Here is a 16060-nt window from a genome sequence, read left to right on the forward strand (position 1 = left end):
CTTCTCCCCTTGCGGGAGAAGGTGGCCCTGCGAAGCAGGGTCGGATGAGGGGTGGAAACTCCGCGTGAACGCAGACGGCCTTCCCCTCATCCGTCAGCACTTCGTGCTGCCACCTTCTCCCGCAAGGGGAGAAGGGAGCGTCGGTGCGGACGCGGCATGATCGCCTTCCTGATCCGCCGCATCATCCAGGCCGTCGGCGTCTTTCTCGCCGTCGGCCTCATCGCCTTCTCGATGTTCCGCTTCGTCGGCGATCCCGTGAACCAGATCGTCTCCCTCGACACGCCCTACGAGGAACGGGTGAAGGTGCGTGCCTCGCTCGGGCTCGACGATCCGCTGCCGGTCCAGATCCTGCGTTATCTCGGCCGGGCCGTGCAGGGCGATTTCGGCATCTCCTACCAGTTCCGCCAGCCGGTCTCCGCCATCCTCGCGGAGCGCGCGCCGGCGACGCTCGAGCTCGCGCTCTGCGCCACGATCTTCGCGCTCGGCTTCGGCATCCTGCTCGGCGTGATCTCGGCCCTGACGCGGGGGTCGGCCCTCGCCAAGACGCTCGACGCCGTCTCGCTGATCGGCATCTCCCTGCCGACCTTCCTCATCGGAATCCTGCTCATCTACGTCTTTTCCGAGAAGCTCCAATGGCTTCCGTCCTTCGGCCGGGGCGACGTCGTGCGGATCGGCGGCTGGTCGACCGGCTTCCTGACCGCCTCGGGCCTCAGGGCGCTGGTCCTCCCCTCGATCACGCTCGGCCTGTTCCAGCTGACGCTCGTGATGCGGCTCGTGCGCTCGGAGATGCTGGAGGTGCTGCGGACCGAATATATCCGCTTCGCGCGGGCGCGCGGCCTCAAGAACCGCGCCGTCTATTTCGGCCACGCGCTCAAGAACACGCTGATCCCGGTCATCACCATCGCCGGGCTCCAGCTCGGCTCGGTCATCGCCTTCGCCATCATCACCGAGACCGTCTTCCAATGGCCGGGGATGGGCTTCCTGTTCCTTCAGGCCGTGCAGAACGTCGATATCCCCATCATGGCGGCCTATCTGCTGCTGGTGGCGGCGATCTTCGTCGCCATCAACCTCGTCGTCGACATCCTCTATTCGGTGGTCGATCCTCGGCTCCAGGTCGCGACGGGGAAGGCATCGTGAGCGGCGGCGCAGCAGCGGAGCCGGTCTCCGGCACCGCCCCGCCGGCCGGCTGGCTGGCCCGCGCGCTCGATTCCGACATCTGGGCGAGCTTCAAGGCCTCCAAGGTCGCGATGGTGGCGGCCGTCGTGACATTCATCCTCGTCACGCTTGCCGTCTTCGCGCCGCTGATCTCTCCGCAAGACCCCTTCGACCCGGCCCAGCTCGATCTCCTCAATGCGCGCCTGCCGCCGCTCTGGCTGCCGGAGGGGCAATGGCCGTTCCTCCTCGGCACGGACGACCAGGGCCGCGACATCCTCTCCGCCATCCTCTACGGCCTGCGCGTCTCGCTCGCGGTCGGCCTCCTCGGCGTCGTCTTCGCCGCGACGCTGGGGATCGCGGCCGGCCTCGTCGCCGGCTATGCCGGCGGCGCGCTCGACGCGGTCATCATGCGGATCGCGGACGTCCAGCTCACCTTCCCGGCCATCCTGATCGCGCTCCTCATCGACGGGATGGTGAAGAGCGTGATGGGCGCCCAGCTGACGACCACCATCATCCTCGCCGTCCTCGTCGTCTCGATCGGCCTGTCCTTCTGGGTGCAGTATGCCCGCACCGTGCGCGGCTCCGTGCTCGTCGAGCGCAACAAGGACTATGTCCAGGCCGGGCGCCTGATCGGGCTGTCCTCGCCGACCATCATGGTCCGCCACGTCCTGCCGAACGTGATCGGCCCCGTCTTCGCCATCGCGACGATCAACGTCGCCCTCGCCGTCATCACCGAGGCGACGCTGTCCTTCCTCGGCTCGGGCATGCCCGACACCCAGCCCTCGCTCGGCACGCTGATCCGGATCGGCAACCGCTACCTCTTCTCCGGCGAATGGTGGATCGCCGCCTTCCCCGGCGCGACGCTCGTGATCCTCGTCCTCGCCATCAACCTCCTCGGCGACTGGCTGAGGGACGCGCTGAACCCGAGGCTACAGTGACAACCATCCTGGCTACGTATATACCCAGCCGTATATACGGAGAGATAGATGACTACGGGCAAGGTTTTCATGTCGGGGAACAGTCAGGCCGTTCGGCTCCCGAAGGAATTCCGCGTCGATGCAGACGAGGTGGAGCTCAGTCGCGACGGCGAGAAGATCGTCATGACCCCTAAGACGAAACCCTATGGTCAGCGATTGATCGAGGCATTGGACGAGTTGTCCGATCTCATCGAGCTTCCGCCGGATCTGCCTCAGCAGCATCGCGACGGCCTGTGATGTCGGCTCGATACATGCTCGACACGGACATCTGCATCCGCTTCCGATCCCGTCGATCGGAGACGGTGCTGAACCGCGTCGGCGCCCTTCAGGCAGGCGAGGCGTCGATGTCCGTCATCACCTATGGCGAGTTGCTCCTCGGCGTCGAGAAAGCCCCCGACCCCCGCAGGGCGGCCACGGTTCTGGGGACGCTGACGAACCTGATCGCCGTCGAGCCGATGTCGCGCGGCGCGGGGAAGCATTACGCCGTCATTCGCGCGGATCTCGAACGACGGGGCGAAGTGATCGGCGCGAACGATCTGTGGATTGCCGCCCATGCCCGCAGCCTCGGCCTGACCCTCGTCACGAACAACGAGCGCGAATTCCGGCGCGTGCCGGGCCTGTCCGTCGAGAACTGGGCCACCGCATGATCGCACCCGCCCCGTCCGCCCCCGTCCTCGAGGTCCGGGACCTCACCGTCGAGTTCCACACGCGGCGCGGCGTTCTGACGGCGCTCGACCGGATTTCCTTCTCGATCGGGCGCGGCGAGGTGCTGGGGGTGGTGGGCGAGTCCGGCGCGGGGAAATCCGTGACGGGCTCGGCTGTGATCGGACTGATCGACCCGCCCGGCAAGATCGCGGGCGGCGAGGTGCGCCTGTCCGACAAGCGGATCGACGACCTCGCCCCGGAGGCCATGCGCCGCATCCGCGGCAAGCGCATCGGCATGATCTTCCAGGATCCGCTGACGAGCCTCAACCCGCTCTACACCGTCGGCGAGCAGCTCATCGAGACGATCCGGACCCACACGGACCTCTCGGCCGCGGGGGCACGCAAGCGCGCCATCGCCCTCCTCGAGGAGGTCGGCATCCCGGCGGCCGAGCGCCGCATCGACGGCTATCCGCATCATTTCTCCGGCGGCATGCGCCAGCGCGTCGTGATCGCCCTCGCCCTGTGCGCCGATCCCGAATTCGTGATCGCGGACGAGCCGACGACCGCACTCGACGTGTCCGTCCAGGCGCAGATCATCACGGTGCTGAAGCGGATGTGCGCCGATCACGGCACCGCCGTCATGCTCGTGACCCACGATATGGGCGTCATCGCCGAGACCGCCGACCGCGTCGCGGTGATGTATGCCGGCCGCATCATCGAGGTCGGCCCGGTGGCCGAGGTCGTAAGCCGGCCGCTCCATCCCTATGCCCAGGGCCTCATGGGCGCGATCCCGACCCTGGCCGACACGGCTGAGCGCCTGGCGTCGATCCCGGGCTCCATGCCGCGCCTCTCGGCCATCCCGCCCGGATGTCCCTTCAATCCGCGCTGCGCCAAGGCCTTCTCGCCCTGCACCACGATCCGCCCGGAACTCAAGGAACCGGAGATCGGCGCACCCGCGAGCCTCGGCCACAAGGCGGCCTGCCATCTCTACGATCCGGCCTATGCCGACGAGCGGAGCGCCGCATGAGCGCCGCAGCGATCCGTCCGCTCGTGGAGGTTCGCGACCTCCGCCGCGTCTTCGACGTCTCGAAACCCTGGCTGAACCGCGTCATCGAGCGCGAGCCGAAGCAGTTCCTGACCGCCGTCTCGGATATCAGCCTCGACATCGCGCGGGGCGAGACCTTCGCGCTCGTCGGGGAATCGGGCTCGGGCAAGTCGACCGTCGCGCGGATGGTGGTGGGCCTCCTGCCGCCCTCGGCCGGCTCGGTGAGGATCGACGGCATCGACATGCAGGGGCGGGCCTCGGAGGCCGAGCGTCAGAAGCTGCGCCGACGCATCCAGATGATCTTCCAGGATCCCTATGCCAGCCTCAATCCGCGCTGGCGGGTGGACCGGATCGTCGCGGAGCCCATCCAGGCCTTCGGGCTTCTCGACGGCAAGGCCGCGATCCGGGCCCGCGTCGGCGAGCTTCTGACCTTCGTCGGCCTGCATCCCGATGACGGCCGGAAGTATCCGCATCAGTTCTCCGGCGGCCAGCGCCAGCGCATCGCCATCGCGCGCGCCCTCGCTTCCGATTCCGAATTCATCGTCTGCGACGAGCCGACCTCCGCCCTCGACGTCTCGGTCCAGGCCCAGATCCTGAACCTGATGCGGGACCTCCAGGACCGGCTGGGCCTGACCTTCCTGTTCATCTCGCACAACCTCGCCGTCGTCCGGCACATGGCGACGCGGATCGGGGTCATGTATCTCGGCCGGATCGTCGAGGTGGCGGAGAGCAAGGCGCTCTTCGCCGCGCCCCGCCATCCCTATACGCGGATGCTGCTCGATGCGGTGCCGGACCTCGCCCATATCGGCCGGCGGCGCGAGCCCGTGCGCGGCGAGATCCCGAACCCGATCAACCCGCCGACGGGCTGCCATTTCAACCCGCGCTGCCCGCATGCGAACGACCGCTGCCGCAGCGAACTCCCGCTGCTGCTCGACGGCGTCGCCTGCCACGCGGTGCACGAAGGGCGGATCTGAGCGCCTTTCCCTGAGAACCTGGCCGGAAGCTCCTTCGCTGACGAAGCCATGGCTCCTGGACCCTCCGAGGTGAGGACAGGGGACACCAACCCTCCCCTGGATGGGGAGGGTCGGACCGGAGGTCCGGGGTGGGGTGACGCGCGGCTTCCGCTACGAAGACGGCAACGGTGGGGAGAGGTGGGTTTCACCCCACCCCGCCGGCTTCGCCGTCGACCCTCACCCTCCAGGGGAGGGTTCGGGAGCCGTGATCAATGCGTGGACCCTGATTCCTATCTCCGACCAGACCGTCAGCATGACGCAGGGAGGGAGTTCCACCTCCGGTCAGACTCTCACGATCCCGGCCTTGTCTGCCGCAGCGCCTCGCCGAGGATCATCGCGGCCGTCACGGCGACGTTGAGCGAGCGCAGCCCCTCCCGCATCGGCACCAGCACGCGGGCGTCGGCAGCCTCCTGAACGTGGTCGGGAACGCCGGCTGATTCCCGGCCGACCATCACGATGTCGGTCGGCCGATAGGCGAGATCCAGATAGGAGGTCGCGGCCCGCGTCGTGGCGAGGACCAGCCGCCGCCCTGCCTGCCGCCGCCCCTCCTCGAACGTCGCGAAGCTGACGTGGCGGACGAGGTCGAGATGGGCGAGATAGTCCAGCCCGGCCCGGCGCAGGTTGCGATCCGAGGCGTCGAAGCCCGCCGGCTCGATCAGATCGACCGCCACGTCGAGGCAGGCGGCCATCCGCATCATCGTGCCGGCATTCTGGGGAATGTCGGGCTGGTAGAGCGCGAGCCGCAGCGCCATGCCGCGCTCAGCGCGGCGGCGCGGGGGGCGGGAAGGAGCCGGGCGCTCCCGGCGCGGGCCGCGGCCCGGGCTGCGGGCCGACGCTGTACTGCCCGGGCTCGAGATCGATCACGCCGCCCGGCCCGTATCCGGCCGATCCCGGATGAGGCTGCGGCATGGGCATCGTGCCCCGGCGCGCCTGGCCGAGCAGCCGGTCGAAGGCCCACGGCACCGCGAGGATCAGGAGCGAGGTGACGCCCCAGACGACCAGCACGCCCGCGGTCGAGAAATCGCGCAGGAACCGGAAGAACTTGAAGATGCTCTCGACCGTCTCCGGATTGGCGGAAAACCAATCGGCGTTGCGCATGAAGATGCCCAGCACGAGATCGAAGAACCCATAGGCCAGGGCGCAGATCAGCGACCAGAACGCGACGCCGACCCAGCCGAAGGTCCAGAGAAGTCGCCTCATCGCCGCCGCCCCATAACCTCGAACTCGGCATCGACGATGTCGGGGCGCGCTCCGTGCCCCTCGCGATCGAGATGCTCGCGCAGGATGCGCATGTTGCGGCGGTTGGCCTTGAACATGACGTCGGCCGCGTCGCCGACGAGCGGGACGATCCCGATCGCCGCGTCGAAGGCGAGGTTGGCGACCATCCGCGCGATGGCGCGGCGCGGGAGGCCGAGCCGGCGGGCCTCGAAGATCAGATAGGCCGACAGGCCGGTCGTGATCATGTCGCCGATGCCCGGCACGAGCCCGATGACGCCATCGAGGCCGAACCGGATCTTCGTCCCCGGGACCACGAAGGCGTTGTCGAGCAGGCGCGACAAGGCATCGAGCCGCGCGATGGTATCGGCACGGTTCTTCGACAGACCCGGAATGGGACCCGCACGGCCGGCACGGCCGAACGACGAACCCATGGCGAAGCTGTAAGCCATCTGACCTGCGACCTCACGCGGAGCAAAAACGAACAGGCGTGATGTGGCCCCGGTCGAACACGCGCGCAAGACTCGGTGACAGATTCAAGACTCGGTGACGGATTATTGACGGCCCGGCTCACTCGATCCGGACCACCACCGAATCCGTCGCCCCCCTCGCATCCATCACCGAGACGCGTGCGAAGCCGGCACCGTCCGGCATCCACGATGATTGCCGGCGCGGATCGGGATCGCCGAGCGGCTGGCCGTTGACGAGCCAGATCATGGGCGGCACGCCGCCGGACGCCTTCAGCGCCAGCGCCATCTCGGGACCGGCCGAGCGCGAGGCTCCGAGATCGACCCGCGAGCCTTCCAGCGGGAAGGCGATGCGCAGAGGCGCCTGGACCGTCGCCGCGATCGTCTTCGGCACGTCCTGCCGGATATGGCGCAACGGCGGCGGCAGGGTTCCCGTCGTCGCGACGAGCACGCCCGGCGGCTTCGGCACCGGCTCCGGCTCCTCGCCGAGCCGCGAATAGGCATCGAACAGGATCGGCGCCGCGGCGACGCGGCCGACGAGCCCCGGCACCGAGCCGCCATCCGCGCGCCCGAGCCACACCCCGACCGTCACCTTGCGGTCGAAACCGATCGCCCAGGCGTCGCGATAGCCGTAGGAGGTGCCGGTCTTGAAGGCGATCCGGCCGCTGGCGGCGTTCTCGGGCGGCGGGGCCCCGCGGAGGATGTCGGCGACGTACCAGGCGGGAACGGGATCGGTGATGCGGCCCTCGCCGGTCGCCACTTTCGCATCCGGCTCGAGACGGGTGACGAGCGGGGGCGTCAGGCCGCCGCGGGCGAAGCCGACATAGAGCCGCGTCAGGTCGAGGAGGCTGACGCCGAGGCCGCCGAGCCCCGTCGCGAGGCCAGGCGCGGCCTCGGCAGGCAGAAGGATCGACGCCCCGCCCTGGCGCAGGCGCGCGATGAACCGCGCCGGCCCGACGGCGCTCAGGAGTTCCACGGCCGGCACGTTCAGCGACATCTGCAGCGCGTGCCGCGCCGTCACGGTGCCCTGGAAGGTGAGGTCGAAATTCTCGGGGCCGTAGGCGCCGTAGCGGGAGGGCCGGTCGTCGACGAGCGTCTCCGGATGGGCGATGCCGCTCTCGAAGGCGAGGCCGTAGACGAAGGGCTTCAGCGCCGAGCCGGGTGAGCGGTAGGCGGCCGTCATGTCGATCGCGCCCCGCCGCTCGGTCGAGAGCTTGGCCGGGCTGCCGATCCGGGCGCGGACCTCGCCGGTCTCGTTATCGATCACGACGATGGCGCCGGAGACCTGGTCGCCGAAGCGCCCGATCCGCTCTGCCAGCAGGGTCTCCAGAGCCACCTGCCGGCGGCGGTCGATCGTCAGGCGATGAACGGCGAGATCCGGCCGCTCCGCTACCGCCTTCTCGGCCGCGTGGGCGGCATGCATCGGGAAGCCGCGGCGGATCGACGGGACGCGCTCGGCCCGCGCCTCCTCGACCTCCGCGCGGGTGAGCGCGCCGCCGGCGAGGAGCCGGTCGAGCACCCGGTCCCGCGCGCGGCGCGCCGTCTGCGCCGAGCGGTCGGGCCGCCGTGCCTCCGGCGATTGCGGCAGCGCGACCAGCAGCGCCGCTTCCGCCACCGAAAGGCGTTTCGGCTCCTTGCCGAAATAGGAGAGCGAGGCGGCGCGCACGCCTTCGAGCGTGCCGCCATAGGGCGCGAGGCGCAGATAGAGGTCGAGCAGTTCGCCCTTCGAGAAGCGGCGCTCGAGCTCGACCGCGCGGATCGCCTGCCGGAGCTTGGCGGCGAGGCTGCGCTCGGCGCGGGGCTCGAGCAGCCGCGCGACCTGCATCGTCAGGGTCGAAGCGCCCGAGACGACGCGGCCATTCCAGACGAGTTGCCAGCCCGCACGCGCCACCGCGAGCGCATCGAGGCCGCGATGGCTGTCGAAGCGCTTGTCCTCATAGGCCTTCAGCATGGCGAGGAAGCGCGGATCGACATCCTCGCGCGACACCGGCAGCCGCCAGCGCCCTTCCGGCGTCGCGAAGGCCCGCAGCAGGAGGCCGTGACGGTCGAGCACCACGGTCGAGCGCTGCTCGGCCTCGGTGAGGTCGAGGGGGGGCATGGACGCGGCGACACGCCAGAGGGCGAAGGAGCCTGCGCCCGCCACCAGCACGGCCGCGACGCCTACCGCGATCGCGAAGCGGAGCCACCGGCGCCTCCCCTCGCCCCGCGGGGCGGCGGGGTGGGGGGACGTCGACGTGGCGCCCTCACCCTCCCCTGGAGGGGGAAGGTCGGACCGAAGGTCCGGGGTGGGGTGATGCGCGCGATGCGCCACGATGACCTCGTCCATGCTTCACGGCGGGTTTCACCCCTCCCCCCGCCGGCTTCGCCGGCGACCCTCCCCCCTCCAGGGGAGGGTCGAGGAGCGTCGGCCGCGCCCTAGCGCGGCGTGACCTCGATCGCGCCGAAGGCGGTGCGGCCGAAGCGGTCGGGGCGGTACATGTCCTCGACGCTCGCGGCCGGGTGCACGTAGCGGCCCGGCGCGACCGCGCGGACCGTATAGGCCACCGTCCAGGTCGCCTTCTGGTTCGGGCTGCGGTCGAAGGCGGCCACGAAGCGGTCGTCGCGGTACTCCTCGCTGACGGGGTTCACATCCGTCTTCAGCCAGTCGAGCGCGGCGACCGAGCCGGAATCCACCAGCTTCGGATTGTCGATCTCGAGCCCCGCGGGCAGGAGGTCGACCAAGAGGACGCGGGCATAGAGCGCGCGCGGCTCGGTGACCTTCAGCACCGTCACAAGCCGATCGCCCTGCCGGACCTTGCCCGCATCGACCTTCGTTCCGTCGAGCTTGTAGTAGCTGCGCTCGATGGAATAGCCGCGCGAGGCCTCCGGCTCCGGCCCGACCGGATTGCCGGAGACCGAGACAACGAGTTCGGCCGAAGCGGTGCCGGCATTGCCGATCCGCACCGGCCCCTGATCGAGGGTCCGCGAACGATAGGTCCGGAACAGCGAGCCCTTGACCGGCTCGCCGTTCACCGTCGGCTGGATGGCCCCCGTGTCGCGCGAGAGAGCCTCCGCGGCGAGGACCATCCAGGCCTGTTCCTGGGTCGAGGTGTAGCCGCGGCTGCCGCGCTCCTCGGTCACGGCGCGCGTCACCGGCAGCAGCGCGTCGCGGCTCGAACCCGTCTCGGATGCGAGCGCGATCAGCCCCGCGCCGTCGCGCAGCCGGGTGCCGTAATCCGACCGTCCCGACGCGCCATCGCGCACCGAGGTCAGAAGCTGGACCGCCGAGGCGAAGGTGCGCTGGGCCCGCTCGCGGTCGCCGATCAGGCCGAGCGCGGCCGCGATCTGGGCGCGGGCGAGCGGCGTCTTGAACTCGGTGAGCTTGGTGTCGGCCATGTAGCGCAGGTCGCCCGCGACCGGGCGGCCGTTGCGGGCGAGGACGTAGGCCGCATAGGCGATATCGTCCCCGCGCGCGCCGATCTCGCTCGTATTGGCGACGAAGTTCTTCAGCCGGTCGAGGACGAGCGTGAAGGCCGTCTGCGGCACCGCGAATTTCTGCTCGCGGGCCCGCGTCAGGAAGTCGGCGACATAGGCATCGAGCCACATGTCCTCGCTCGAGGAAACGTTCCAGAGCCCGAAGGCGCCGTTCGAATCCTGTCGCGTCAGGACACGCTCGATCGCGCCCTTGACGCGCTCGTCGAGCGCGCCGTCGAGGCCGAGTTGTTCGAGGCTCGCGAGCCGGTTCGCATAGAGCAGCGGCAGGGCGCGGCTGACGACCTGCTCGGTGCAGCCATAGGGATAGCGGTCGAGCGCGACGAGGAGCCCCGGCACGTCGAGCGCCGCGAGCGGCGACAGGGCGACGGAGACCGTCCCCGTGCCGGGCACGAGATCGGCGATGAGGTCCGACGAGAGCACGGCGGTTCCGCCCGCCTCGAGCGGCCGCACCGTGCGGCGCACGAGCGAGCCCGTGCCCGGTTGGATGCGGAGCCTGAAGCTCTGGTCGAGATCGACCGACTGGCCGCGCAGACGCACGGTCAGGACGGCATCGCCCATGCCGGCGGCGGCGATCGGGATCGTGACGTCCCCCTTCTGCCCCTGCGCGAGCCGGATGGTCTTCTTCAGCGCGTCCGCCTCGACGAGGATCGGGCCGGCGACGTCGAGCTCGACCGAGTAATCACCGGCGGCCGCCTCGACATTGTCGAGGTCGAGCCGGAGGCGCGAACGGTCGCCGATATTGAGGAAGCGCGGCAGCGTGCCCGTGACCACGATCGGATCACGCACGATGACGTCCTTCTCGGCCGAGCCGACGCGGCTCTTGGTCCAGGCCGCGACCGCGATCCGGACCGTGCCGTTGAAGGCGGGGATCTCGAAATCGACCTTGGCGGTGCCGTCCGGGCCGACCTTGACCACGCCCGAATAGCGCACCAGCGGCTCCTGGGTCGGCGGGATGCCGTTGAGGCCGCCCCCGTTCTCGTCGCCGCCCGAGCGGACGGCGCCGACCGTGCCCTGCATCCCGTCGATCAGGTAGCCGTAGAGGTCGCGCATCTCGACCCCCAGCGCCTTCTGGCCGAAGAAGAACCCGGCCGGATCGGGCGTCGCGTAGCGCGTCAGGTTGAGGATGCCGACATCGACGGCCGAGATCGTCACATAGGCCTCGTCGCCTGCCTGGAGGCCGGCGAGCCTCACCGGCACGGACAGCGTCTGGCGCGGACGCATCGTGTCGGGCACGTCCACCGAGACGTTCAGCGTGCGCTCCGCGCGGTCGATCGCGAACCAGGCGAGGCCGAGCGCGCGGCCGGGCATGCGCTTCGCCGCCTGGTCGAGCGGCCGGAAGGCCGTCGCGACGAGATAGGCGCCGGCGCCCCATTCGGCCTTGACGAGGATCGAGACCGTGGTGCCGGAGGCAGGCAGGTCGACCTCCCGCGTCTCCTGCACGCCGTCGGTCATGATCGCGAGGGTGACGCGGCCCGCGAAGCGCGGCTTGATCGTCGCCTGGATCGACTCGCCCGAGCGATACGAATTCTTGTCGAGCGTGACCTCGAGGAGATCCGGCGTGTCGGCCGTCTGCTCGCCCGAATAGCCCACCGTGAAGGTGATGGAGGTCCGCGCCGAGCCGATCCCGTCCGCGGCGACGTCGAGCCGGTAGGTGCCCCAGCCGACCGGCGCCGCGATCTTGCCGGCGCTGTCGGCGGCGAGGTCGATCCGGCCATCCGCGACGCGGCGCGCCGACTTCACCGGCTCGTAGCCCCAGCGGCCATCCGAGTTGAACCACTGGTAGCTGCGCTGGATGCGGTAGAGCGACCAGCCGACATTCGGACGCGCGAGGCGCGTGCCGTCGGGGTCGGCGAGGACGACGTCGAAGGAGGCCGTGCCGCCATCCGAGAGGTCGCTGCCGAAATTCTTCTTCACGCCGATGACCGGGCCGTCCGGCAGGATCGGCAGCGTCACGCTGCGCTCGATCGCACGGCCGCCGGGCTCGGAGACGCGGAGGGTGATCTTCGCCTCGGTCGGCTTCGAGGCGACGACCGCCTGGATCGGCGCCGTCACCGTGACCTTGCCGTTCCGGTCGGTCTCGACCGTCTCCTCGAGTTCGACCGTCGAGGATTCGACGGATTCGTCCGAAAGGCCGACCTCGAACCCGTCGAGCCCCTTGATGCCGGAGGTCCCGGCCGCCTGCACGACGACCTCGCCGCCGACCTCCAGCCCCGAACCCGGCGCGCCGTAGAGGTAGCGCGCCGCGACATCGATCTGCGCCGGCTCGCCCGCGCGCAGAGCCTTCGTCTTCGGCGTCAGCGACAGGTCGAGGCGCTCGGCGACGTAATCCTCGACGAGGAAGGTGACTTCGCCGACCGGCTTGCCCTTGGGGTCGAGATAGGCCTGCGCGCGCCAGGTGCCGCGCTGGGCGCCGTTGAGCAGCGCGACGCTCCAGGCGCGGCCGCCGAGACCGGCATCGGCCACCTGCTCGCGCTTGTACTCGACGCCGTCGGGGCGGCGCATCACGAGGGTCATCGGCGGGCCGGAGGCGGCGATGCCACGCCCGTCGCGCAGGAGCGCCGTCAGATTCACGGTCTCGCCGGAGCGGTAGACGCCCCGCTCCGTATAGACGAAGGCCTCCATGCCGCTCGTCACGGCCCGGCCCTTCACGCCGCGATCCGACAGATCGAAGGGCGCGCCGCCCATGTCGAGGAAGCCGTAGTCGAAATTCGCGCCCTGCCCCGTCATGCCGAGGCCCGCGCCCGCCGTCGCGACGATGAGACCTGGCGCGAGGCCGCCCTCGCCGCGGGCGAGGCCCGGATCGAACTGCGCGCGGCCCGAGGCGTCGGTGCGCTTCGTGGCCAGGACCTCGTTGTTGCGCGCGACGAGCCGCAATTCGACATCGCCGATCGGAGCGCCGGTCGCGAGCGAACGGACGGAGACGCCGATCCCGTCGGCGCCCTTCATGGCGGTGAGGCCGAGATCGGAGACGACGAACCACTGCGTCGAGCGCTGGGTCGAATCGTATTCGTCCTCGTCCCCGTTCGACGACGCGTCGGCCGTGCCGGCCGCAGCCGCGGTCATCACGTAGATGCCGGGCTCCATGGCCGGGATCGCCTTCGACACCGGGAAGGCCGTGACGACGTCGCGGTTGAGCTCGTTCGCCGTCGAGAGCCGGCCGGACCAGACCTTGAAGCCCTTCTCGCGCGCGATCCTGAGCGTCTGGTAGCGGGAGAGCTGGCCGAGGAAGTCCTCGGCGCGGAGCGTCGGCAGAAGGTTGCGATCGCCGATCCGGTAGACGTCGACCATCACCTCCTTGGTGTTGACCGAGACGACCGGGATGCCCTCCTGGCCGGTCTTCGGCAGGACGTAGTTGCGGCCCGTGAAGCGGGCCTGCGGGGAGCGGTCGCGGACATAGATGTCGTAATCGGCCGATTTCAGCAGCGTCTCGCCGACCGCCGAGGGCAGCCCCTGGCGCAGGACGACGGCGTATTTCTCGCCGTGCTTCAGCCCGTCGACGCAGAGTTCCTGGCCTTCGGTCGTGACGGCGGCATTGGCCGCGCCGGAGACCGCGACGAAGGGTGTGAAGTCGACCCGCCCGCCGGCCAGGGCCTCCGAGAACTGGAAGCAGACGCGCGGCGCGGCGCTGTCGGAATCGACCTTGTAGTCGGTGATGCGGAAGCCGTGCTTTTCCCGGATCTCCTCATAGGTGGAGCGAATGGAGGCGACGTCGGCCAGTTGCAGGCTCGCGCGATAGGCGTCGAGCGAGGAGCGCCACGTCTGGCGGATCGCGTAGAAGTCGCCGACCAGGGCGAGATAGGCCGCCTCGTCCGCACGGCTCGTCGCGCGCTGATAGGCCATGTAGGCGGCGACCGTCCCGCGGTCCTGGAGCGTGTAGCGCTCGCCGTAGGTGGAGGCCTGGGACTGCACCTGCTTGGCGGCGCGGGCATAGCCGCCCCAGCTCATCGCCGCCTTCGGGTCCGCGATGATCGCGGCCGTGAACAGCGCGAGAGCCCGTCGCGCGTCGCCGCGGGAGAGGGCCGCATCGCCCTCAAGCCGCGCTTGCGAGGCGTTGGCGGCCGGCCGCACGTCGCTGCGCCGGAACGTATCCTCCAGACGGATGCCGTCGCTCGCGAGATTGTCGCGCACGAAGCTCTTCTGAGCGAAGGCCGCGGTCGAGCCGACGGCGAGCGCGGCCAGGACGACGAGGGCGCGAAACAGTGAGGCGATCATGGCGAATCCCGGACGTCGAGCCGAAATCGGGTACGAGTCGCCCAAGGGTATCAGCGGAGAGCGTGTCGGCAACTTGGCTGTTTGGTTTCCGCCTCGTTTCAAGGCATCTCTTTCGGCAGCCTGCTCCGAAATGCCGCGGGAAACCGCGTCACGACCGACACCGTTCCCTGGCATCGGGCTCCTTCCTCACAGCCTGGACGAACCGATGAAACGCCTTATCCTCCTGCGCCACGCCAAGGCCGTCCCCCATGGCACGATGCCGGATTTCGACCGCGTCCTGGCGGAGCGCGGCCAGACCGACATGGCGCTGATCGCCGGCTGGCTGGCGGCGTCGAAGCACAAGCCGGAACTGGCGCTCGTCTCGCCCTCGGCGCGCACGCGGGAGACCTGGGCCCTTGCCGGCCTGCCCGAGGTGCCGGTGACCTACGAGCCGGCGATCTACGAGGCGGAGGCGGAGACGCTGGCCGAGATCGCCCGCAAGATCCCCGACGAGATCTCCTGCGCGGTCATGGTCGGCCATAATCCGAGCTTCGCGGATTTCGCCCTCGCGCTGCGCGGGGCGCGGGATGCCCTGGACCACCTGCCGACCGCCGGAATCGTCGTCGCGAAATGGCGCATCGACCATTGGAGCGATCTCGAGCCGGCCAAGGGCAAGCTGAAGCGGTTCGTCGCGCCGGCGAACCTTCGCGAGGACGATGGTGATTGACCTTGCGGCCGCCCTGGCGGCGAGCCTGCTCCATCTGGGCCTCGTCGGGCGGCCGAGCCTGCCTCAGCCGATCATCCCCGTGGCTCTCACGAGCCGCGGCCCCATCGCTGCGGCGGTCTACCGGCCCGAGGACCGATCCGTTTCGACTTGGCGGGACGGGACGAGGCGGACGCTCGAGCCGGCGCCGCTCGCGCTCGCCGCCGCCGCCCTCGATCTCGGCCGGCCGATCGTCTCCCGCTGCGTGAAGCTGAACAATCCCTGGTGCATCAAGCGCGCCCGCTGGGCCGGCGAGATCGGCGCCGACGAGGAGGGCCATACCGCCTTCGCCTCCACGGAAGCCGGGGCCGATGCCGCAGCGACCCTGCTGCGCACCTATTACGTCTCGCTCGGCCGGAAATCGGCGCTCGACATCGTGCGGCGCTGGGCGCCGGCCGAATGCAAGATCGGCATCGGCGGTCTGCCGGTCGCCCTGGCCGTGAGCGGCCTCTCCAACACGCTGCGGGCGCGGTACCTCGCCGGCCGCGCGGGCGGTGGTCCGGTCTCCGTCTCGCGCGGCCCCGGCGGCGGCGTCCGCGTCAAGGCTCCGCGCGGGGGCCGTATCCGCGTCTCGGTCGTGCCCATGCACAAGATGCCGGATCTGCGCGCGCCGAGCCTCATCCCCGGCCAGGGTGAGGCGGCACGGCCCGCCGGACGCGCTCCCCGCGCCGAGGCCGGCCGGCGCGCGAAACAGGCTCCGGCTGCGAAACGAGCCGAGGCGCGGCGCGCTCCCGCGCCCCGGACGCGCACGGCCGCGGCCATCCCCGCCCCGACCGCCGTCGGCTGCGGCACGGAGGAAGGCCGGATCCAGAACTATGCCGGCGCCATCGCGCGGGCTCTCGGCGTGCAGCCGGGCAGCGACCTAAGGCTGTTCGACGACGGCGGCAAGCCGACGGTGAACCTCCTGCCGGTGATGATCGCGATGTCGGCGATCGAACTCGGCTATCTCCATGCCGGCCCCGAACTCGCCGAAGGCGCGATCGAGCGCCTGCGGCGGCGTCTCGTCGACGAGGACGCGAAGGAGGCGGCGGCGCGCGACGAAGCGGCGCTTCGCACGGACCCTGCCGCGCCGTGACGGGTTCCCGCCGTTGCACGCAGGCCGCCGGAGCACCATA

At 70.2% G+C, this 16060-nt stretch carries 13 protein-coding genes; 8 read left to right on the top strand and 5 right to left on the bottom strand.

Annotation, left to right across the window (positions count from 1 at the left end; all coding sequences use genetic code 11):
* The first annotated feature begins 156 nt into the window (after positions 1-156).
* Genes EV668_RS23465 through EV668_RS23490 form a run of 6 tightly spaced genes read left to right on the top strand, consistent with a single transcriptional unit; the run spans position 157 to position 4796 of the window.
* Positions 157-1137 (top strand): ABC transporter permease, encoded by a 981-nt coding sequence (locus EV668_RS23465; protein WP_133774814.1) that lies wholly within the window; start codon positions 157-159, stop codon positions 1135-1137.
* A complete protein-coding gene (locus EV668_RS23470; RefSeq protein WP_245513397.1) occupies positions 1134-2093 on the top strand; it encodes an ABC transporter permease in 960 nt (319 codons plus the stop codon). The genes EV668_RS23465 and EV668_RS23470 overlap by 4 nt, the downstream gene beginning before the upstream one ends.
* 48 nt (positions 2094-2141) lie before the next feature.
* Positions 2142-2369 (top strand): antitoxin, encoded by a 228-nt coding sequence (locus EV668_RS23475; protein WP_133774816.1) that lies wholly within the window; start codon positions 2142-2144, stop codon positions 2367-2369.
* A complete protein-coding gene (locus EV668_RS23480; protein ID WP_133774818.1) occupies positions 2369-2779 on the top strand; it encodes a type II toxin-antitoxin system VapC family toxin in 411 nt (136 codons plus the stop codon). Before EV668_RS23475 ends, EV668_RS23480 begins: the two co-directional genes overlap by 1 nt.
* The gene (locus tag EV668_RS23485; protein ID WP_133774820.1) at positions 2776-3804 is read left to right on the top strand and encodes an ABC transporter ATP-binding protein; all 1029 of its coding nucleotides are present in this window, start codon (positions 2776-2778) and stop codon (positions 3802-3804) included. The genes EV668_RS23480 and EV668_RS23485 overlap by 4 nt, the downstream gene beginning before the upstream one ends.
* On the top strand, positions 3801-4796 hold the full coding sequence (locus tag EV668_RS23490) for an ABC transporter ATP-binding protein (RefSeq protein ID WP_166652609.1): 996 nt from the start codon (positions 3801-3803) through the stop codon (positions 4794-4796). The genes EV668_RS23485 and EV668_RS23490 overlap by 4 nt, the downstream gene beginning before the upstream one ends.
* 329 nt (positions 4797-5125) lie before the next feature.
* Here the strand turns inward: EV668_RS23490 and EV668_RS23495 are convergent, their stop codons facing one another.
* The 5 genes from EV668_RS23495 to EV668_RS23515 all read right to left on the bottom strand — a co-directional run bounded on the left by EV668_RS23495 (position 5126) and on the right by EV668_RS23515 (position 14203).
* Complete coding sequence (locus EV668_RS23495; RefSeq protein ID WP_133774823.1) at positions 5126-5587, bottom strand: tRNA (cytidine(34)-2'-O)-methyltransferase; 462 nt, start codon at positions 5585-5587, stop codon at positions 5126-5128.
* A 7-nt stretch (positions 5588-5594) separates the two neighbouring features.
* Entirely contained in the window at positions 5595-6035 is a 441-nt protein-coding gene (locus EV668_RS23500) for a hypothetical protein (RefSeq protein WP_133774825.1), read from the bottom strand.
* Positions 6032-6502, bottom strand: coding sequence for a DUF4112 domain-containing protein (locus tag EV668_RS23505; RefSeq protein WP_133774827.1), 471 nt, complete (start codon positions 6500-6502; stop codon positions 6032-6034). The genes EV668_RS23500 and EV668_RS23505 overlap by 4 nt, the downstream gene beginning before the upstream one ends.
* 118 nt (positions 6503-6620) lie before the next feature.
* A complete protein-coding gene (pbpC, locus tag EV668_RS23510) occupies positions 6621-8843 on the bottom strand; it encodes a penicillin-binding protein 1C (protein ID WP_133774828.1) in 2223 nt (740 codons plus the stop codon).
* Between the two features lie 89 nt (positions 8844-8932).
* The gene (locus EV668_RS23515; protein WP_133774830.1) at positions 8933-14203 is read right to left on the bottom strand and encodes an alpha-2-macroglobulin family protein; all 5271 of its coding nucleotides are present in this window, start codon (positions 14201-14203) and stop codon (positions 8933-8935) included.
* 205 nt (positions 14204-14408) lie between these two features.
* On the opposite strand from EV668_RS23515, the gene EV668_RS23520 reads away from it, so the two are divergent.
* Positions 14409-14909 carry a SixA phosphatase family protein gene (locus tag EV668_RS23520; RefSeq protein WP_166652610.1) on the top strand — a complete coding sequence of 167 codons (501 nt, stop codon included), beginning with the start codon at positions 14409-14411 and terminating at the stop codon, positions 14907-14909.
* Entirely contained in the window at positions 14902-16020 is a 1119-nt protein-coding gene (locus EV668_RS23525; protein WP_166652611.1) for a hypothetical protein, read from the top strand. The genes EV668_RS23520 and EV668_RS23525 overlap by 8 nt, the downstream gene beginning before the upstream one ends.
* The last annotated feature ends 40 nt before the right edge of the window (positions 16021-16060 follow it).

The sequence above is a fragment of the Enterovirga rhinocerotis genome, from assembly GCF_004363955.1.
GTDB lineage: Bacteria > Pseudomonadota > Alphaproteobacteria > Rhizobiales > Beijerinckiaceae > Enterovirga > Enterovirga rhinocerotis.

What these genes read in the sequence shown, in the direction of transcription:
- EV668_RS23465 (WP_133774814.1), top strand. Translation starts at nt 157, where the DNA reads ATGATCGCCTTCCTGATCCGCCGCATCATCCAGGCCGTCGGCGTCTTT.
- EV668_RS23475 (WP_133774816.1), top strand. Translation starts at nt 2,142, where the DNA reads ATGACTACGGGCAAGGTTTTCATGTCGGGGAACAGTCAGGCCGTTCGG.
- EV668_RS23480 (WP_133774818.1), top strand. Translation starts at nt 2,369, where the DNA reads ATGTCGGCTCGATACATGCTCGACACGGACATCTGCATCCGCTTCCGA.
- EV668_RS23485 (WP_133774820.1), top strand. Translation starts at nt 2,776, where the DNA reads ATGATCGCACCCGCCCCGTCCGCCCCCGTCCTCGAGGTCCGGGACCTC.
- EV668_RS23490 (WP_166652609.1), top strand. Translation starts at nt 3,801, where the DNA reads ATGAGCGCCGCAGCGATCCGTCCGCTCGTGGAGGTTCGCGACCTCCGC.
- EV668_RS23495 (WP_133774823.1), bottom strand. Translation starts at nt 5,587, where the DNA reads ATGGCGCTGCGGCTCGCGCTCTACCAGCCCGACATTCCCCAGAATGCC.
- EV668_RS23500 (WP_133774825.1), bottom strand. Translation starts at nt 6,035, where the DNA reads ATGAGGCGACTTCTCTGGACCTTCGGCTGGGTCGGCGTCGCGTTCTGG.
- EV668_RS23505 (WP_133774827.1), bottom strand. Translation starts at nt 6,502, where the DNA reads ATGGCTTACAGCTTCGCCATGGGTTCGTCGTTCGGCCGTGCCGGCCGT.
- pbpC (WP_133774828.1), bottom strand. Translation starts at nt 8,843, where the DNA reads ATGGACGAGGTCATCGTGGCGCATCGCGCGCATCACCCCACCCCGGAC.
- EV668_RS23515 (WP_133774830.1), bottom strand. Translation starts at nt 14,203, where the DNA reads ATGATCGCCTCACTGTTTCGCGCCCTCGTCGTCCTGGCCGCGCTCGCC.
- EV668_RS23520 (WP_166652610.1), top strand. Translation starts at nt 14,409, where the DNA reads ATGAAACGCCTTATCCTCCTGCGCCACGCCAAGGCCGTCCCCCATGGC.